Raw genomic sequence first — 18123 nt, 5'->3', positions numbered from 1 at the left:
AGAGGGACAGCGGCATGACGCGCGAAGCCACATCCGCCAAGCGACCGCATCGATCCAGAAGCCTGCGTGTGCCCTCGCGGGCGCTTGCGCCGCTCTACCTCGCGGCCTGCCTCGCGCCGTTGCTGCTGTCCACGACGCGCAGCGTGGCGCCGGCGGTGCCCTGGGAAATCGCCGCGGCGGGGCTGGGCATGGTGGCGCTTGCCGCGATGGCGGTCCAGTTCGTGACCTCCGGCCGGTTCGAGGTCGTGTCGGGGCATCTCGGGATCGACCGCGTGATGGCGTTTCACAAGACCGCCGCCTGGTGGGTCCTGCTGGCCGCCCTGCTGCATCCGCTCGCCTATGTCGTGCCCACGGTCATGGCCGATCCCGCGCTCGGGCTGGAACGGCTCTGGGCCTATCACACGCTACCGCATTACCGAAGCGGGGTCATCGCGGTCGCCGCCCTTTTCCTTCTCGTCGCAGGCTCCGCGCTGCGCGCGCGGCTGCCCCTGCCCTACGAGGCGTGGCGCGGGGCGCATGTGGTTCTCGCGATCCTGGCGGTGGGCGCGGGCCTGCATCATGCCCTCGCGGTGGGACGGTTCAGCGCGATGGGCGCGGTCCAGTCCTTCTGGTGGATGACGGCCGGGCTGGTTGTGAGCGTCATGGCGGTGCTCTATGGCTGGCGCTGGGCCCAGCTGCACCTGCGCCGCTGGCGGCTTGCCCGTGTCACCCCGCTTGCCGATCGCATGTGGGAGCTGGACATCCAGCCCGCACCGGGGACCGCCCCGCTCGACTATCGCGCGGGACAGTTCGTCTGGATGACCGAAGGCGCGCGGCGCTTTCCGCTCTTCGACCATCCGTTCTCGATCGCCGACAGCCCGAAGCGCCCGGGGCTGGGCCTCATCATCAAGGAGGCCGGCGACTTCACGAACCGGATCGGGACGCTGCCCGCCGGCACCACCATCGGCATCGACGGGCCCTATGGCGACTTCACGCTGGAGTCCCACGACGGCAACGCGCTCCTTCTCATCGCGGGCGGCGTCGGCATCGCGCCGATCATGGGCCTCTTGCGCGACATCGACGCGCGCGGCGATCCCCGGCCCGTGCGGCTTGCCTACGCGGCAGGCACGCCCGAGAATTTCGCCTGCCTTCCCGAGATCGAGGCGGCGAAGGCGCGCCTCGACCTCGAGGTCCTGCTCGTCAGCGAGGAAGGCGGCCCCGGCTGGAGCGGCGAAATCGGGAGGCTCGACCGGGACCGGCTGTCCGCGATGCTTCGGGACCTCGACCCCGGGCGCGCGGTCGCGTTCATCTGCGGACCTGGGCCCATGGTGACCGCGGTGTCCGACACCCTCGCCGATCTCGGCGTTCCGATGGACCAGGTCATCTACGAGCGCTTCGATTACCTCGGCGGCACATCCCGGCAGGACCGCCGGATGCGGGGGCGTTACCTGGCCGTGGGCGCAGCGCTGGCGCTTGGCGTCGCGGGCTTCGTGGCGCTCGCGGGGTGATCCGCCGGCCCGCGAGCGGTGGGCGACGCCCTGCCCTCGTATCGGCGCGAGGCGAGGTCACGAACGCGAAAGGACCGGCGCGCGCGACCGCACGGGTCACGTGATCGGGCACGACGCCGGTTTCAGCACGCCCTTCGCATCCCCTAGGCCATGGACGTCACCCGCCGCGGCGGGACATCGCCCCCGGAAAACCGCGACGGTCAAGCGGTCGGCCAGACCCCGCGGTTCGGGGCGTGCGCCGCGACGGCATCGCAGGCCCGACAGGCGGCCGTTCCGGCCTTGGGCCGAAAGGTTGAAGCTGGGCCGTAACCCTCTACTTTTCAATGACGATCTCGCCGTGCCACCGGCTCGGCTGCCGCGCGGGGGATCAGCCCTCACCCTCTTCGATCGGGCCGGGCGCGGCCTGCTCCTCGATCGGGGCCGCGTCCCACACGCCGAAGCCCAGCATGGCCACGATGACGAGCAGGAGAACGGCCGCGATGCCGATGAGCGTCGGCCAGTGGCGCTTCTTCTGCTTCTCGAAATCGGGATCGGGTGAGGACATCTGTTATCTCCGCGATGCGTGGGCCTGTCCTGCCGGACGGCGTCTTCCGGCTGCGACACTTGGCACCAGGGACGGGCGAAGACAAGAGGTCAGGCGACATCCGCACCAGCGCATCGCCCCCGGCTGCGCGACCGGCTCACCCGGGCGGATCGCCCGCCGCGGGCCCTGCCCCGCGCGGCGCCGCGATCCCGTCGCCCGCACCGGACGGGGGCGTTTCCAGCCGCGCGGCCGCGCGGATCGCGGCCAGTTCCGCGGGCAGAAGCGATTCGGCCTCGGCCCGGGCCAGCGCCTCCCGCGCCATGCGTTCGCAGGCCGCCGCGAAATCCCCGGGTGCGTCCTGCCGCAGCGAGGAGAGCGCCTTCTGCAACCTGATCTGCACCTCGGACAGCGCCGCCCCGTCGCGCGCGATCGGCCGGAAGGCATCCTCCATGAAATCCTGCGCCGTGATCGCGGGCACGAACACGTCGGGGAAGCGGATCTCGGCGCCATCGGCGTCGCGCCACGGCACGAGCACGCGGACAAGCCGGCCCAGGATGTCGATCGCCGTGCCGGGATCGTTGACGGCGGGCGACAGCGCCCGCGAGGCGATCTCGCCCAGGGCGATCAGCCCGAAGCGCGGATCCTCGTCGAAGGTGCGACGGTTGCCGATGATGACCGCGCGCGCCATCGCCGACGCCGCGTCTTCGGAAATCGGGCTTCCCTCGACCGCCATGAGCGGGTCGCCCCGCGCCACGAACGCGCCCGGCAGGCGGCACAGCATGACGCGGGCCCCCAGCGCCTCGGCGCGTTCCTGAAGCGCGTGCATGTCGATGTTCTGCACATAGCCGGTCTCGGTCGCGTCGACGGTCTGCGCATGGCGCGAGGGCTGCGTGGCGAGGGCGCGTCCGCCGAGATAGGGGGTGTCAATGCGCTTGCGCAGCGAAGCGGTCGCCGCACGCTCCACCCGGTCGAGCGTGTCGCCCATCCGCCCGAACTCCATCAGGTGGTCGATCCAGCGGATCAGGGCGACGACAACCAGCCCGATGACCGCCACGGTGAAAAGAAACACCACGACCTTGCCCGACGCGTCGTAGAGATCGGCGCGCAGCGCGATCAGCCCGACCAGCCCGAACAGGAACGCGCCCAGGAACGTGGCCAGCACGTTCTGCGTCGTCCGGTCTTCCTGCAGGAGCACGGTGGCGCGTGGCGTGGCGGTGCCCGCCGCGGCCGCGAAGGCGGAGACGGCGATCGACAGCGAGAAGGTCGTCACCGCGAGCATAGAGGAGGTCAGAACGCCCAGAAGCTGCGCCACCGCCTCGGACCCGGTGCTGAGCGCGACGGTCTCCGGCAGGTAGGGCGACAGGACGCGGGCGAGCACGGCCGAGACGAGCGCGAGCGCGGCGAAGAGCGCGACGCGCACCCAGACCTGCCGGAGCAGGGCGCGAAGATACCATGCCGAGCGCGAGATCATGTCGCGCAAACGCCCGCGCGAGACGCCCGGCGCCCGTCAGTCGAGCGCGTCATGGCCAAGCGCCTTGCAGCGCGACAGGTCCGACCCGCCCGCGCCCGAAACCTTCTTGGCAAGATCGCGCAGGGCGCTGCGAAGCCCCTCTTCGAGGACCGGGTGATAGAAGGGCATCGCAAGCATGTCGGCCACGGTCGCGTGCCGCTCCACGGCGAGCGCGATCAGATGCGCGAGATGCTCGGCGGCGGGCACCGCCATCTCGGCCCCGAGCAGCCGCCCGGTATCGCGCTCGGCATGGATGCGAAGCACCCCCGCGGTGCTCTCGGCGATGCGCACCCGGGCCTGCGCGGAAAAATCCGCGCTGCCCGTGGCGATGTCGCGGCCGGAGAGTTCCGACAGCGGCGGGCCGACGCGCGCGACCTGCGGCGCAGAGAACACGATCGACAGCGGCGTGCGCCGGCAGAGCCTTTCGCGCACCTCCTCCGGCGCGGCCATGCGACCGGCGATGTGCCCCTCGTCCGCGGCCTCGTGCATCAGCGGGCGAATACCGTTCGCATCGCCCGTCAGGAACACCGGCAGATCGCCGATGCGCAGCGTTTCGGGATCGACCTCGGGCATCCCCCGGTCGTCGAGCGGAACGCCCAGCGTGTCGAGGCCCAGATCGTCCAGATTGGGCCGGCGTCCGATCGCGGCCAGCACCGCGTCGGCCTCGAACGTGCCGCCCGCGCCGGTGACCCGGATCGCGCCGTCCTCCTGCCGAAGCTCGGCCTCGGCGCCGAGGTGGAGCGCAAGCTCCGCCTCGATCAGCGGGCGGAGCGAGGCGAGCACCTCCGGGTCGTCGATGCCGGCGATCGCCTCGACCGCGTCGAAGCCCGCGACCTCCAGCCCGAGCCGCGCCAGCGCCTGGGCCATCTCGATCCCGACCGCGCCCATGCCGATCACCGCGATGCGGCGCGGCAGGTCCTGCCGGTCGAAGAGCGTGTCCGTGGTCAGCAGCCGCTCGCCGAAATCGCGCCAGGGCGCGGGCACCACGGGCCGGCTGCCCGGCGCGAGGATGATCGCGCGCGCCTCGATCTCGTCGCCGTCCACCGTCAACCGGCCCGGGCCGCGAAGCCGCGCCCGGCCCGACATCGCACGCGCGCCAAGCCTGCCGGGCACCGCCTCGGGCCCCTCGACGAACCCGTCCCGCATCTCGCGCACCCGCGCGAGGACCGCCGGAATGTCGGCACGAAGCCCCTCGCCCCCCCGGATCCCGAGGGTCGCGAGGGCGCGCCGCCGGTGGAACGCGTTCGCCGCCTCGATCAGCGTCTTGGACGGCATGCATCCCGTCGCGGCGCAGGTGGTGCCCCAGTGACCGTGATTGATCAGCACGAAGTCGTCGGTATACCGACGCACCTCGCGCAGGGCGGACAGGCCGGCGGTGCCCGCCCCGACGATTGCGGTATCGACCTTCACGCGCTCACTCGTCCGCGTCGGCCTCGGCCTTGGTGGCGTGCTCCGTGCCCGCTTCATGCTCGGGCGGGCTGTAGGTCGTGAAGAGCTTCAGCATCCCCGATCCGGTGTTGCGGAAGTTGTGGAAGGTGCCGGAGGGCACGATGCTCACATCGCCGTCGGCCACGTCGAGTTCCGTCTCACCGATCTTGGCGACACCGCTGCCCGCGACGAAGTAGAGCAGCTGGTCGTGCCCCTCGTGCACCTCGCCGCCGATCTCGCCGCCCTCGGGAATCGCCATCAGCACCAGCTGGGCGTTCCCGCCGGTCCAGATGACCTTGCGGAACTCGTCATTGTCGCGCGCCATCCGCACGACAGGCAGGGTAAGCTTCTGGGTTTCCGACATGAAATTTCTCCTTTCGGTTCCTACGTCAGGGTCTCATTCAGGAGTTTGCATGCTTTCGCAGCGCCGAACAATGCAATATGCGTCATGGAGCGCGCTTTCGCGCGCATCGTCAACCGGAGGGAGTTTGCGCGATGTCCGAGAGAGACGCCTACATCGAGAAGGCCAAGGCGAAGCTGGACCAGTGGAACGCCGAGATCGAGAAGATGAAGGCCAAGGTGGACGAGGCCGAGGCCGACACCAGGATCGAGTACGAAAAGCAGCTCGAGGAGGCGCGCAACCGGCGCGACGAGGCCGAGGCCAAGCTGAAGGAGCTGCGCGAGGCCAGCGACGAGGCATGGGCCGAGATGAAATCCGGGTTCGACAAGGCGTGGGACAACCTCTCGGAATCGTTCCGCAACGCCATGGCACGCTTCAAGTGACGGCGCTGCCGATGACCCTTGCCACGACACTGCGCGGCGCCGTCGCCGTGCTGGCGCCGGGCTGCGCCGCCCTGCCGGCCGCCGCCCAAGGTAACGACGCGCCGACCACGACCGGGGAGATGCGCGCCGGGATCGCCGAGGCCCGGACCGCCGGCGGGAACACCGGCTCCGACAGCTGACGGGAGCGAAGGATGGAAACCACCCTCTTGATCGTCGTCGCGGCGGCGATGCTCACCGCGATCATGACCGGCGTGGGCGCCCTGCCCTTCCTGTTCGTGAAGAAACTGGGCAACCGCACGATGGGCTGGTCGAATGCCGCCGCCGGCGGGCTCATGCTGGCCGCCAGCCACAGCCTGATCGCGGAGGGTGCGACCCTCGACATCACGCTCACCCTCGTGGGCGTGCTCGTGGGGCTCGGCGCGATCGTGCTCGCCGACAGGCTGCTCTCGGGCGCGGGCGAGGTCGACGTGGCCGACCTGCACGGTGCGAACGCGACGAAGGCGCTGCTGATCCTCGGGATCATGACGGCCCATTCCTTCGCCGAAGGGGTGGGCGTGGGCGTGTCCTTCGCCGGATCGGAAGGGCTCGGCGCCTTCATCACCACCGCCATCGCGTTTCACAACGTGCCCGAGGGGCTGGCCATCGCGCTGGTGCTCGTGCCGCGCGGCTCGCCCGTCTGGAAGGCCGGGCTCTGGGCCATCTTCACCAGCCTGCCGCAGCCGATCATGGCCGCGCCCTCCTACCTGTTCGTCGAAACCTTCCGTCCGTTCCTGCCCGTGGGCCTCGGCCTCGCGGCGGGCGCGATGATCTGGATGGTCTTCGCCGAACTCTTCCCCGAGGCGACGGAAAAGGTCGATACCGGCTCCGCCGCGACCGCCGTCACGCTGGCCTTCTCGGTGATGATGGCCTTCCAGATGCTCGTCCTCGCCCACTGAATTCCGTGAAAAAGGAGTATCCCATGTCCCCCATCATCCGCGCCTTCTTCGACCGCCCGACCGGCAGCCTGCAATACGTCTTCCACTGCCCCGGGACGAAAAAGGCCGCGATCGTCGATCCGGTCTGGAACTTCTACCCCGAGGCCGGCGCCGTGACGACCGAAAGCGCCGACGAGATCCTCGACCACGTCCGGGACGAGGGGCTCGAGGTCGACTGGATTCTCGACACGCACCCCCATGCCGATCACTTCAGCGCGGCGCGCTACCTTTCGGAAAAGCTGGGCGCGCCCACCGCGATCGGCGAGAAGGTGACCGGCGTGCAGAAGCTCTGGAAGGACCTCTATCACCTGGGCGAGGATTTCCCGACCGACGGATCGCAATGGGACCGCCTCTTCGCCGAGGGCGACGAATTCATGGTGGGCGAGATCCCGGTGCGGGTGATGTTCTCGCCCGGTCACACGCTGGCCTCGATCACCTATGTCGCCGGCGACGCGGCCTTCGTGCACGACACGCTGATGATGCCGGAAAGCGGCACCAGCCGCGCCGATTTCCCGGGCGGCAGCACCGAGGATCTGTGGAACTCGCTGCGGGCGATCCTCGACCTGCCGCCGGAGACGCGGCTCTACATCGGTCACGACTATCCGGGCGACGGCACGGCGCCGCAATACATGGCCACCGTGGCCGAGCACCGGCTGCGCAACCGGCACGTGAAGGACGGCATCGGCAAGGCCGAGTTCATCGCCACGCGCGAGGCGCGCGACGCCACCCTGCCCTTGCCCGGCCGGATGCTCGCCGCGCTGCAGGTCAACATCCGCGGCGGCCGCTTGCCGGGGGCCGAGGACGACGGCCACAGCTACCTGAAGATCCCGGTCGGAAAGTTCGATCCGCGATGAGCGACAGGCTGAAAACGGCGTTCGGCCGCATCACCGGCACCGACGCCGAGGAGGTCCGCCTCGGCGAGGCGCGCAACGGGATGATCCACGTCGTCTCGCTGACCCTGACCAAGACCGCCGACGCGCTGATCGATCCCAAGCTGGTGCTCTCCTGGCTTCTCACGGCGCTTTCCGCGCCGGGGGCGATGATCGGCCTGCTGGTCCCGGTGCGCGAGGCCGGCGCGCTGCTGCCGCAGCTCGCGCTCGCCCGCAGCGTCGAGGCGAGCCCGCAGCGCAAGCGGTTCTGGGCCGCGGGCAGCGCGGTGCAGGGGCTGGCGGCGCTCGGGATCGCGGCGGCGGCGCTGCTTCTGTCCGGGGCCGTGGCGGGGGCCGTGATCGTGGCCTGCCTTGCGGTGCTCGCCGTGGCGCGGTCGGCCTCGTCGGTCAGCTACAAGGACTCGCTGGCGCGCACCATCGCCAAGCGTCGCCGCGGCGCGATCACCGGGCTTGCCGCGTCGGTCGCGTCCGTCTCGGTCTTCGGGGTGGGCCTGTTGATGGCGGCCGGCGTCTTCGAGGTCGCCGTCGCGCCGCTCGCCGCCCTGATCGCGGTGGCGGGGGCGGCCTTCCTGCTCGCCGCGGTTCTCTTCATGGCGCTGCGCGAACCGCGGGAACGCAACGATGACGAAGACGACGACGGTTCGTTGGCCGCGCTCGTCGATCCCATCCTGACCGACGCGCAGCTGCGCCTTTTCGTGGGCTCGCGCGCCGCGCTGGCCGTGACGGCGCTCGCCCCGCCCTTCATCGTCATGCTCTCGGCCGCGTCGGGGCGCACCGCGCTCGACCAGCTGGGCCCGCTGGTGATGGCCTCCACCGCGGCCTCGGTGCTGGCCTCCTATGTCTGGGGGCGCCTGTCGGACCGCTCCAGCCGCCAGACGCTGATGGCAGCGGGCGCGCTCGGGGCGGTCGTCTTCGCCGCGACAGGCGCGCTCGGCCTCGTTTTCGGGGGGCTCGGCGGCGCGCTCGGCGCGGCGGCGGCGATCTTCGCCGCGCAGATCGCCTATGAGGGCGTGCGCGCGGGGCGCAAGCTGCACCTGACCGACATGGCGGAGGACGGCTTCCGCGCCCGCTATACCGCGCTGTCGAACACGCTGATCGGGCTGGCGCTTCTTGCCGGCGGGCTTTTCGGGCTGGCGGCCGACCGCTTCGGGCCCGCCGCCGTGCTTCTGGCCTTCGCCGTCATCGCCGCGCTCGGCGCGGTGCTCGCCCGCGGGCTGGAGGAGGTTCAGCAGGACTGAGCCACTCCCCCCGTCAGATCTCCGCGCGCACCTGCGCGTAGGTCAGCGTCGAGAATATGCCGGTTCCCCCCAGCACGTTCCCGGCGAAGGCGGGCAGGATGCCGCCCAGCACCGCGGCCACCGGGTCCAGCTCGCCCAGCGCCACGAGGATGAAAAGCTCTGTCGAACCGGCGACGACGTGCGACATGCCGCCCAGCCCGATGACGTAGGTCAGGATCACGATCATCAGGACCTCGCCCGCGCTTTCCATGCGCGGCAAAATCCAGACCAGCGCCGCAATCAGGAAGCCCGCCGGGATGCCCCAGGCGAAATGCTCGAACGGCGTCGCCTCCGCGTAGTGGCGCGAGACGTAGAGGATGCCCTCGAAGCGGGCCTCGGGCAGGATATGGCCGTAGGCCAGCACGAGCGCCGCGGCAAGGCAGCCTGCGAGATTGGCCGCGAACACGATCCCCCACAGCCGCGCGGTCTGGTAGAAATTGGCGCGCGTCGGCGCCAGGAACAGCGGCAGGATCGGCGTGATGGTGTTCTCGGTGAAAAGCTGCATCCGCCCCAGGATCACGATCAGGAAGCCGACCGTGTAGCCCAGGTTCGAGATGCCTGCGGCCCAAGGCTCATGCGGCAGGATCGACACGAGGAAGCCCTTGCACACGACCGAGGTGCTGATGGCGAGCCCCGCCGCCACGCCCGACCACCAGAGCGCGTTCGCGGGCCGCGACAGTTCGTGATCGCCCTCGCGGCGGAGCGCCTCGAAGATGACCGACGAGGGCACCTTCTCGTATTCGTCGACGCGCTTTTCCTCGTCGCGGTCGAGATCGGCCTCTTCCGACATGGTGCTGTTCCCCTCGGGCCCGCGTCACGCGGGCGGCTTCATCCTGCGGCCGACGGGGCGATCGCGCCGTCGCGCACACCCCCACGGCCGCGTCAGGTCCCGTTCGCGCCTTCCGTCTCGATCTTCAGCGACGTGCCGCAATGCTTGCAGTGGATCGCGTCGGGATCGTGGCGGTTCAACCCGCATTCGGGACATTTATACTTGATCTTGGAGGGTTGGAAGATGGCGCGCGCAAGCTGCACGAAAAGCGCCACGCCAACGACCATGATGAAGACCGCCAGCAGCTTGCCCGTCGGCGTCGTCATGGTGATGTCGCCGAAGCCGGTGGTCGTCAGCGTCGCGACGGTGAAATACAGCGCGTCGATATAGCCCGCGAGACCCGAGCGATCCTCGAAGGCGATGACGAAAACGAACGAGGTCGTGACGAAGATGAACACGAACAGGTTGACCGCTGCGAGGATCGCATCCTCGTGGTAGCGGAAGAACGTGCTTTCGCTGCGAAGGTCGCGCAGCAGCTGGTAGGCGTGAAGGATGCGCAACCCCCGCAGGACACGCAGGAAGGCGAGGTTCTCGGCGAAGAGCGGCGCAAGAATGAGCGACCCGATCACGACGATGTCGGCGAGCGTATGGATGCGCCTCAGTTCGCGGCGCCGGTTCTCCGAAATCCACAGGCGCGCCGAGATGTCCGCAAGGATCGCCGCGCCGAGCACGGTGTTCAGCAGCGAAATCAGAGGGGTCGTGGGAAGGGCCGCGGTGGCGATGAAGTAGAGAATGGTCAGCGCGTCGAACACGATCAGCCCGTAGCGGAACTGGCGCGCGCGCTGGCTGCGCCCCGTGTAGAGCAGGCGGATCGTTCGGTGCAGGTCTTTCATGGTGCGACGTTAGCCGACAAGCTGCGGAGCGAACACGGGAAATTTGCGGAAGGCTGGCGGTCGTGCGACAGTGCGCCCGGCTGTGCCTGGATGCGCCGCACCGGCTGGCCGGAACAGGGCCGGACGGCGGAAAACGGCAAGCGGGTTGGCAAATCTGCTTAGTCATGCTAAGTATCTCTCCATGACCTGACGCGACCTACCGGAGCCGTCGGACCCACTCCGATACAGCGCGACGTCCTTCGCGTGTCCCTGGCGGGATGCGATGACGGGCGCTCGCGTCGAAGTCCGCGTCCATCTTACTGAAACAAAGCAGTTTTTGGCACACAGAAACGAAAGGCCAATCATGACCGAGAAAGACCCCAACAAGGGCTACGTCGCGATCCTCGGCTGGTCGCTGAACGCGATCGACGCCATCGACCGGTTCGACCGCCGTTACGTGATCGTCGCGCCCGCCTGGGCCGAGGAATACGCCAAGGCCAACGATATTCCCTTCATCGCGTGGGATTTCGACCGGCTGAACGAGCGGTCCCACGAGATCGCGCAGATCCTCAAGGACGAGGGCTGTGACGTGGCGATCCCGCTCTACGAGGAAACCGTGGAGTGGGCCGGGGCCATCAACTCCGTCCTGCTGAACAACCCGCGTCTGCTCGGGCAGTCGATGCTCTTCCGCGACAAGTCGCTGATGAAGCGCCGCGCGCAGCTTGCCGGCATCCGCGTGGGCATCTTCGAGGAAGCCGACAACCGCGGCGACGTGGTACGGTTTCTCAAGCGGGTGAACCAGACGCTGCTGAAGCTCGACGGCGATCCCGACGACCCGATCCACTTCAAGGCGTTCGACAAGGCGGGCTGCCTGGGTCACCGGACCATCCGCACCGTGGAGGACGTCGATTCGATCTCGGACGACGAGTTTCCCGCCCTGCTCGAAAGCCATCTCGACGGCTGGGAGTTCGCGGTCGAGGCCTGGATCAAGGACCGCAAGATCCAGTTCCTGAACATTTCCGAATACGTGACGCTGGGCTACTCGGTCTTCGTGCCAGCCACGCCGGAACTGGAATCCTGGCGTCCCCTGATCGAAGAGCAGATCAACAAGCTGATCGAGGCTTTCGACATCGACTTCGGGTTCATCCATCCTGAATACTTCGTGACCAATGATGGCACGATGTACTTCGGCGAGGTGGCCTATCGCCCGCCGGGCTTCAACGCGCTGGAACTGATCGAGCGGGCTTATGGCTTCAACGGCTACCAGGGGATCGTGCTCGCCTTCGATCCCAAGACGACGCAGGAAGAGCTCGACGCCTTCTTCCCCAAGCCGGTGGAGGATGCCAAGGGCCATGCCGGCTGTTTCGGCGCCTATCCCCGCCGCCGCGTGGTCGAGCGGATGCAGATCCCCGAGGAGACGGCGAACGACCCATATTTCGAGTTTCACGAACTGGCCGATCCCTTCGAGCAGAAGGTCACCAAGCGCACGGCCTTCGGCACCCACTGGGGCCTCGTCTATTTCTTCGGCGAGAATCCGCACCGCCTTCGCGACCTGCTCAAGGCGCAGGAAGAACTCGATTTCTATGTGTAACCGGCATGGAGGCTGCCGCCCATGACCGGCGCCCCACAGGGTGACGAGGCCGAGCGCCTCGTCGCCACCCTCGAAGGGCCGCTGGCACGGCTCGAAGAGGCCCGCACCTTCGCCAAGCCGCGGCACCAGGCGCAGGTGCTGAGCGTGGCCGGCCGGCTGCTTGCCGTTCCGGGCGGCATCGACCGCCTGCACGAGCTCGCCCCGCGCATGGACCGGGCGGGCCTCTTCGCCGGCTCCGACTGGGACGCCCCGGCCAACCTGCTGCCCGGCCTCGTGTCGGGCACGCTGGAGAACGGCGCGCCCGCCACCGTGACCGCCGAGGCCGTCAGCCTGCTGCGCCTGATGGCCGTGGCCAATGGCGAGGCGGAGCATCCGGGCATCCACGCCGCCGCAGCGCGCCGGTTCCTGACCCGGGTCCTCGCGCTCAACCTGCGGCGGTTCTTCGGCGCCCCAGACGAGGCCGCGCGCGCCGCGGGCGAGAGGCAGATCGTCGTCGACGGGCTGTTTCGCTACCTCGCCGAGCATGTCGGCTTTCAGGATGTGCTGGGCGAGCTGGTGGACGAGATCTGGCGCATCCTGCGGCAACGCCCGATCCAGGTGGCCGAGGTGAAGGACATGATCGCGCAGATCGCGATCACACTGGCCGAGCGCGGCGGCGACATCGGCGAGAAGCGCCTGGGCGCCGACCGCCTGGTGACGGCCCTTTTCGGGCCCACCACCGCGTGCATGGACGACCCGGGGCTCGAGATCTACCGCGAGCGGCTTTCGGCGATGGACGACTCCGACCTGCGCCACGAGGCGCAGGGCCTTGCCCGGGCCATGCACGACACGGGCCTCGTTTCCGACTATCACGCCGCTTTCCTGCTCTGGGTGATCGACTCCGAGCATGACGGCATGGCCCCCGAGGCGCTGGGCCTCGGCGCCACCGGCAGCGACTGCTGGCGCCGCCATCGCGCGCTCGTGATCGAGATCATCCGCCGCGCAGTCCGGCCGGAAACCGCGCAGGCGCTCTATGGCCTGTCGCTTCTTCTGGACCGCGGCATCCTGCATCACGCGCCCGTCGCCCCCGCCCTGCGCCGCCTGCTGGCGCTCGTGCCGAACGCGGCGGTCGCCGAGCGGCTGTCGATCTCGGGCCTCCACGCGACGCCGCCCGCCGATCTGCTGCTTGCCGGGTGCATCCAGGCTCTGGGCCAGCCTCTCGGCGTGGGCCAGGGCGCCAATCCCACCTGCCAGTCGGCGCGCGCCATCGCCATGTGGGCGCAGAACGATCCCGACTACCTTCTTCACCTTGCGGCGCAGGCCGCGCGTTTCGATACGGTGACGATGCATTTCGAGGGCCGGGCGATCCGTTCGGCCGACCTGCCGGCGGGCCTCGCGGCGGGCGCGCCGCTCGACGCCGACCCGGTCTCGGTGGCGCTCGTGCCGCATCTCGACCGGATCTACGCCGAGATGGGCCGCCTTTGCAGTGACCGCAACAACGATCCGCACATCTGGATCAATCCCGAATTCCACGGCTGGTGGGTCGGCCGCGCCTGCGCGGTAGCCGTCGACGTGCCCACCGGCGCGCTTGCCGGGATCGAGGACTTCATCGCCCGCTTCCATTCCGCCTACCATCCGGCATTCAACGGCGGGGAACCGGTCACCCACCCCCAGCCCGCGGGCATCGCGGCCACCGATGCCGCGGCGCGCTTCGTCGGATGGCACGCGATCACCATCCTGCGCGTCGCGCCCGACCAGGACGACGAGATGCGGGTCTACTTCTACAACCCCAACAACGACTCGGGCCAGGACTGGGGCGACGGCGTCGTGGTCTCGACCCACGGCTCGGGCGAACGGCACGGTGAGGCGTCGCTGCCCTTCGAGCTTTTCGCCTCGCGTCTCTATCTCTTCCACGAGGAACTGATGCGGCCGCAGGAAGCCACACGCCCGCCGCAGGCGGTGCTGGAGCGCACGGCCACCATGGCGCGCAGAACCTGGGCCGCCGGCCGGCAGGAGATCGCCGGCACGGCGATCACGCGCCTGGCCAGCGCCGAGCAGGACTGACCGGCCGGGGGCACGGGCCGTGACGCGCGGCGCCTGCGCCCCCGCGACGCTCGCGACCCGCGCGGCACCACCGCCCGGGCTGGCGCGCACCGGCGCGGATATTTATTGCATCTTGCAGCAGGCGGATTTTCGGTAGAGGTCGAGCGGATGGCCTGTCCTGTCGTCCGACCGGGCCGGGACCGAGGCTGTCCGACGATGGAGGTTGCGAGGATGGTTTCAGACGCTTCCCCGGAAATCAAGATGGATGTCGGGACCGACACCGTCGCGATGAAGCTGTCCGGCGCGTTCACCATCCACACGGTCGGCGCGGTGGCAAGACGGTTCGAAACCCTGCGCCCCGACGCCGATGTCGTGGCCGACCTTGGCGCGGTCTCCCGTCTCGACACGGCCGGGGCCTGGCTTCTCGTGACGCTCCGCTCGCGGCTCGAAGCGGGCGGCGGGCGGCTCGAGGTCGAAGGCGCCTCGACCGAGGCGCGGGCGATCCTCGAAACCGTCGCCGAGGCCCTGCCCGAACCCGAGGAGCAGGCAGAGACACCCGCGACGCTGGTCGGGATGCTGGAAGAGGTCGGCCGCCGCGTGGCCGGCGGCGTTTCCAAGTTCCTCGGGCTGGCGGGATACCTGGGCCTGTTCCTGTCGCGGCTGGGGCGCAGCGTGGGCCACCCGCGGGAATTCCGCCTGACCTCGCTCGTGCATCATTGCGAGGAAGTCGGCGTGAAGGCGGTTCCCATCGTCGCGCTGATGGCGTTCCTGATCGGCGTTGTGCTGGCCTTCCAGGGCGCCTCTCAGTTGCGCCAGTTCGGGGCGGAGGTCTTCGTGGTGGACCTGATCGCCGTGTCGATCCTGCGCGAGCTGGGCATCCTGCTGACCGCGATCATCGTCGCGGGGCGGACGGGCTCGGCCTTCACCGCCGCGATCGGGTCGATGAAGATGCGCGAGGAGGTGGACGCCATGCGCACCCTCGGCCTCGATCCGGCGATGATCCTCTTCGTGCCGCGCATCCTCGCGCTGCTGCTGATGCTGCCCATCCTCGGGCTGATCGCGAACCTCGCGGGCCTTTTCGGCGGGGCGCTGATGGCTTGGATCGAGCTCGGCATCTCTCCGGCGATGTTCCGCACGCGGCTGATCGAGGGGACGGACACGAGCCACCTGATGGTGGGCATGGTCAAGGCGCCGGTCTTTGCGCTGATCATCGGCGTGGTGGGCTGCCATGCCGGAATGCAGGTGGAAAGCAACGCGGAGTCGCTCGGCCGGCAGACGTCGAAATCCGTTGTGGCCGCGATCTTCGCCGTGATCGTCGCGGATGCGCTCTTTTCGGTCTTCTTCGCCGAGATCGGGGTATGACGATGGACGGTGGCACGACGGAAAAGAGGGCCGAGGACATGGCGGGCGACAGGGCCGAGGCCGTCATAAAGGTGCGGGGGCTGCGCACCCAGTTCGGCACGCATGTCGTCCATGACGACCTCGATCTCGACGTCTACCGCGGCGAGATCCTGGGCGTCGTCGGCGGGTCGGGCACCGGCAAATCGGTGCTGCTGCGCACCATCGCCGGGCTCAACCGGCCAGCGCAAGGCAGCGTCGAGGTGCTGGGCACCGACGTGTTCACCGCCAGCCAGGACGCGCGCGCCGCGCTCGAGGCGCGCTGGGGCGTGATGTTCCAGGACGGCGCGCTTTTCTCGTCGCTGACGGTGCGCGAGAACGTCGAGGTGCCGATGCACGCGATCGCGGACCTCGACGGACAGGTCGCCCGCGCGCTGGCCGACCTGAAGATCTCGATGGTGGGTCTGCCCTACCTTGCCGGCGACAAGTACCCCTCGGAGCTTTCGGGCGGCATGCGCAAGCGGGCCGGGCTCGCGCGGGCGCTCGCGCTCGATCCCGAGATCGTCTTTCTCGACGAGCCGACCGCCGGGCTCGACCCGATCGGCGCCGCGGAGTTCGACGACCTCATCCGTGGACTGAGCCGCTCGCTCGGTCTTACGGTCTTTCTGGTGACGCATGATCTGGACACGCTGCACGCCGTGTGCGACCGCATCGCGGTGCTCGCGGAACGCAAGGTGCTGGTGACCGGAACCATGCAGGACATGCTCTCGGTCGATCATCCCTGGGTGCGCGACTACTTCCACGGCCCGCGGGCGCGGGCGGCCCGGGACACCGCGTCCCCCGACACTGCGAAGGAAGACGTCTAGGTGGAAACGAAAGCCAATTACGTCCTCATCGGCATTTTCGCCATCGCCGGCTTTCTGGGCATTCTCGGGATGTTCCTGTGGTTCGCGCGCGTCGAACTCGACCGGCAGTTCGCCTATTACGACGTCCGCTTCTCGTCCGTCTCCGGGCTGAGCAACGCGTCGGACGTGCGGTTCAGCGGCCTGCCCGTGGGCCAGGTTGTGGACGTGCGCCTTGCGCCGGACGGCGACGGCAGCATCGCGGTGCGGGTGGAGGTGGCCGCCGACACGCCGGTGCGCGCCGACAGCGTCGCGACGATCGAAGCCCAGGGCGTCACGGGCGTCTCCTATGTCAGCATCGGCCCGGGCAGCCCCGACGCACCACTTCTGACCGAGGTCAGCGACGAGGAGATCCCGCAGATTGAGGCGGGCCGCTCGACCCTTCAGTCGCTGACGGAGGATGCCCCGGAACTCGTGAACGAGACCCTGCGCGTCGTGCGCGAGATCGGCGATCTCTTTCGCGGCGAGAACGCGGACCGGCTGGAACGGATCCTCGTGAACGCCGAGACGGCTTCCTCGGAATTCGCCTCCGCGCTGGAGGATTTCTCGGGCATCGCGGGCACCGTCGACGATTTCGCCTTCCAGATCGACCGCTTCAACACGACGCTCGACACGCTCAGCGCGGATCTCAGCACGGTTCTGGCGACGGCCGACGAAACGCTGGTCTCCATCGACGGGCTGGCCACCGAGACGCGGGGGGTCGTCGAGACCGGGTCCGGAACGCTGGAGGCCTTCGACGGGATGGTTACGGACGCGCGCCGCTACATCTCCGAGGATCTCTCCGCCACCACGACGGAGGCGCGGGACACGCTGGCCGCCCTGCGCAGCGACATGGCGGGGCTGCGCGCCGAGGCGAGCGAACTGATCGAGACGCTCAAGACGACGGGATCGACCGCCACCGCCCGGCTGGAGGAGGCGGAAGCGACGCTCGAGCGGGCGAACGCGCTGATCGGATCGCTCGACGAGACGGCCGGCGCGGTCGAGACCGCGGCCAGCCGCTTCGACGGGTTGATCGAGGATCAGGCCACCCCGCTGCTGAGCGAAACGCGGACCGCGGTCAGCGACGCGACCCAGGCGATCGCGACCATCCGGGAGGCGGCGGAGACGGATCTGCCCGCGGTCATGGAGGATGTCCGCGCCGCCGTGGAAAACGCGCGCGCGGTCATCGACACGGTCGGGAGCGACCTGAGCGCGGCCAGCGGCGACGTTGCGGAACTCGTCTCGTCGGCGGAGACGACCATGACGCAGGTGACCGAGACCTTCGCCAACGCCAACGAGACCCTGTCGGCGATGAACGGCGCGCTCGAAACCGGCGAGCGCACGCTGGCCGCCGCCGAAAGCGCCTTCACCGGCGCGGACGAGATGATCAACGGCGATCTGTCCGCCCTGATCGCGGAGCTCGACACGACGGTCCGGGACCTCAACGACGCGATCGGCACCGTGTCGGAGGACCTGCCGGAGATCTCGGCAGAGATCAGGTCCGCCAGCGCGGCCGCCTCGGACGCGTTCACGCGCGTGCAGGGGCTTGTTGACAGCTCCGCGCCCGGTATTCAGGACTTTACCACAAACGCGCTGCCGCTCTTCACCCGGCTGACGCAGGAGACCCGCGAGCTGATCGCCAATCTCGATCAGCTCACCCGACAGATAGAGCGCAACCCGACCCAGTTCCTGCTGGATCGGAACGTGCCGGAATTCAGAAGGTGAGATTCCCCGTGCCCCTCGCTCATACCGTTCGTGCGTTGGCTCTTTCGCTGGCC

General features: G+C 69.2%; 17 protein-coding genes. 11 read left to right on the top strand and 6 right to left on the bottom strand.

All coding sequences use genetic code 11. The features are described 5' to 3' along the window. The first annotated feature begins 14 nt into the window (after positions 1–14). A complete protein-coding gene (locus AB6A69_RS02750; protein ID WP_371059575.1) occupies positions 15–1487 on the top strand; it encodes a ferric reductase-like transmembrane domain-containing protein in 1473 nt (490 codons plus the stop codon). 367 nt (positions 1488–1854) lie between these two features. Here the strand turns inward: AB6A69_RS02750 and AB6A69_RS02745 are convergent, their stop codons facing one another. The 4 genes from AB6A69_RS02745 to AB6A69_RS02730 form a co-directional block, all read right to left on the bottom strand. Beyond that, complete coding sequence (locus AB6A69_RS02745; protein WP_371054305.1) at positions 1855–2031, bottom strand: hypothetical protein; 177 nt, start codon at positions 2029–2031, stop codon at positions 1855–1857. 136 nt (positions 2032–2167) lie between these two features. Next, positions 2168–3481 (bottom strand): DUF2254 domain-containing protein, encoded by a 1314-nt coding sequence (locus AB6A69_RS02740; protein ID WP_371054306.1) that lies wholly within the window; start codon positions 3479–3481, stop codon positions 2168–2170. A 36-nt stretch (positions 3482–3517) separates the two neighbouring features. After that, a complete protein-coding gene (locus AB6A69_RS02735) occupies positions 3518–4930 on the bottom strand; it encodes a dihydrolipoyl dehydrogenase (protein WP_371059574.1) in 1413 nt (470 codons plus the stop codon). Positions 4931–4934: 4 nt separating this feature from the next. Then, a complete protein-coding gene (locus tag AB6A69_RS02730) occupies positions 4935–5312 on the bottom strand; it encodes a cupin domain-containing protein (protein WP_371059573.1) in 378 nt (125 codons plus the stop codon). A gap of 131 nt (positions 5313–5443) precedes the next feature. Here AB6A69_RS02730 and AB6A69_RS02725 point away from each other — a divergent pair, with 131 nt between their 5' ends. Genes AB6A69_RS02725 through AB6A69_RS02705 form a run of 5 tightly spaced genes read left to right on the top strand, consistent with a single transcriptional unit; the run spans position 5444 to position 8833 of the window. Further along, on the top strand, positions 5444–5731 hold the full coding sequence (locus AB6A69_RS02725; RefSeq protein ID WP_371059572.1) for a hypothetical protein: 288 nt from the start codon (positions 5444–5446) through the stop codon (positions 5729–5731). Positions 5732–5742: 11 nt separating this feature from the next. Then, entirely contained in the window at positions 5743–5910 is a 168-nt protein-coding gene (locus AB6A69_RS02720; RefSeq protein WP_371059571.1) for a hypothetical protein, read from the top strand. 12 nt (positions 5911–5922) lie between these two features. Further along, a complete protein-coding gene (locus tag AB6A69_RS02715) occupies positions 5923–6666 on the top strand; it encodes a ZIP family metal transporter (protein WP_371059570.1) in 744 nt (247 codons plus the stop codon). A gap of 23 nt (positions 6667–6689) precedes the next feature. Next, positions 6690–7559 (top strand): MBL fold metallo-hydrolase, encoded by an 870-nt coding sequence (locus tag AB6A69_RS02710; RefSeq protein WP_371059569.1) that lies wholly within the window; start codon positions 6690–6692, stop codon positions 7557–7559. Further along, positions 7556–8833, top strand: a complete 1278-nt coding sequence (locus AB6A69_RS02705) for an MFS transporter (RefSeq protein ID WP_371059568.1) — start codon at positions 7556–7558, stop codon at positions 8831–8833. The genes AB6A69_RS02710 and AB6A69_RS02705 overlap by 4 nt, the downstream gene beginning before the upstream one ends. A gap of 13 nt (positions 8834–8846) precedes the next feature. On the opposite strand, the gene AB6A69_RS02700 is transcribed toward AB6A69_RS02705, so the two are convergent. Together AB6A69_RS02700 and AB6A69_RS02695 are read right to left on the bottom strand one after the other, a co-directional pair. After that, entirely contained in the window at positions 8847–9662 is an 816-nt protein-coding gene (locus AB6A69_RS02700; RefSeq protein WP_371059567.1) for a formate/nitrite transporter family protein, read from the bottom strand. 92 nt (positions 9663–9754) lie between these two features. Beyond that, positions 9755–10534, bottom strand: coding sequence for an ion channel (locus AB6A69_RS02695; RefSeq protein ID WP_371059566.1), 780 nt, complete (start codon positions 10532–10534; stop codon positions 9755–9757). A gap of 343 nt (positions 10535–10877) precedes the next feature. Between AB6A69_RS02695 and AB6A69_RS02690 the strand changes: the two genes are divergently transcribed. The 5 genes from AB6A69_RS02690 (at position 10878) to AB6A69_RS02670 (ending at position 18070) form a co-directional block, all read left to right on the top strand. Then, positions 10878–12104 carry an acetyl-CoA carboxylase biotin carboxylase subunit family protein gene (locus AB6A69_RS02690; protein ID WP_371038615.1) on the top strand — a complete coding sequence of 409 codons (1227 nt, stop codon included), beginning with the start codon at positions 10878–10880 and terminating at the stop codon, positions 12102–12104. 21 nt (positions 12105–12125) lie between these two features. Then, positions 12126–14147: a hypothetical protein gene (locus AB6A69_RS02685; RefSeq protein ID WP_371059565.1), complete on the top strand. Its 2022-nt coding sequence runs from the start codon at positions 12126–12128 to the stop codon at positions 14145–14147. A 210-nt stretch (positions 14148–14357) separates the two neighbouring features. Then, the gene (locus AB6A69_RS02680; protein WP_371059564.1) at positions 14358–15488 is read left to right on the top strand and encodes an ABC transporter permease; all 1131 of its coding nucleotides are present in this window, start codon (positions 14358–14360) and stop codon (positions 15486–15488) included. 2 nt (positions 15489–15490) lie between these two features. Further along, positions 15491–16330, top strand: coding sequence for an ABC transporter ATP-binding protein (locus AB6A69_RS02675; RefSeq protein ID WP_371059563.1), 840 nt, complete (start codon positions 15491–15493; stop codon positions 16328–16330). Continuing rightward, on the top strand, positions 16331–18070 hold the full coding sequence (locus AB6A69_RS02670; RefSeq protein ID WP_371059562.1) for an MlaD family protein: 1740 nt from the start codon (positions 16331–16333) through the stop codon (positions 18068–18070). The last annotated feature ends 53 nt before the right edge of the window (positions 18071–18123 follow it).

The organism is Rhodosalinus sp. 5P4, assembly GCF_041365695.1.
GTDB lineage: Bacteria > Pseudomonadota > Alphaproteobacteria > Rhodobacterales > Rhodobacteraceae > Rhodosalinus.
The sequence above is the reverse complement of the archived record's forward strand: the minus strand, read 5'-3'. Positions and strand labels throughout refer to the sequence as shown.

Coding starts and splice junctions, on each gene's coding strand:
- AB6A69_RS02750 (WP_371059575.1), top strand. CDS start 15: ATGACGCGCGAAGCCACATCCGCCAAGCGACCGCATCGATCCAGAAGC.
- AB6A69_RS02745 (WP_371054305.1), bottom strand. CDS start 2,031: ATGTCCTCACCCGATCCCGATTTCGAGAAGCAGAAGAAGCGCCACTGG.
- AB6A69_RS02740 (WP_371054306.1), bottom strand. CDS start 3,481: ATGATCTCGCGCTCGGCATGGTATCTTCGCGCCCTGCTCCGGCAGGTC.
- AB6A69_RS02730 (WP_371059573.1), bottom strand. CDS start 5,312: ATGTCGGAAACCCAGAAGCTTACCCTGCCTGTCGTGCGGATGGCGCGC.
- AB6A69_RS02725 (WP_371059572.1), top strand. CDS start 5,444: ATGTCCGAGAGAGACGCCTACATCGAGAAGGCCAAGGCGAAGCTGGAC.
- AB6A69_RS02720 (WP_371059571.1), top strand. CDS start 5,743: ATGACCCTTGCCACGACACTGCGCGGCGCCGTCGCCGTGCTGGCGCCG.
- AB6A69_RS02715 (WP_371059570.1), top strand. CDS start 5,923: ATGGAAACCACCCTCTTGATCGTCGTCGCGGCGGCGATGCTCACCGCG.
- AB6A69_RS02710 (WP_371059569.1), top strand. CDS start 6,690: ATGTCCCCCATCATCCGCGCCTTCTTCGACCGCCCGACCGGCAGCCTG.
- AB6A69_RS02705 (WP_371059568.1), top strand. CDS start 7,556: ATGAGCGACAGGCTGAAAACGGCGTTCGGCCGCATCACCGGCACCGAC.
- AB6A69_RS02700 (WP_371059567.1), bottom strand. CDS start 9,662: ATGTCGGAAGAGGCCGATCTCGACCGCGACGAGGAAAAGCGCGTCGAC.
- AB6A69_RS02695 (WP_371059566.1), bottom strand. CDS start 10,534: ATGAAAGACCTGCACCGAACGATCCGCCTGCTCTACACGGGGCGCAGC.
- AB6A69_RS02690 (WP_371038615.1), top strand. CDS start 10,878: ATGACCGAGAAAGACCCCAACAAGGGCTACGTCGCGATCCTCGGCTGG.
- AB6A69_RS02685 (WP_371059565.1), top strand. CDS start 12,126: ATGACCGGCGCCCCACAGGGTGACGAGGCCGAGCGCCTCGTCGCCACC.
- AB6A69_RS02680 (WP_371059564.1), top strand. CDS start 14,358: ATGGTTTCAGACGCTTCCCCGGAAATCAAGATGGATGTCGGGACCGAC.
- AB6A69_RS02675 (WP_371059563.1), top strand. CDS start 15,491: ATGGACGGTGGCACGACGGAAAAGAGGGCCGAGGACATGGCGGGCGAC.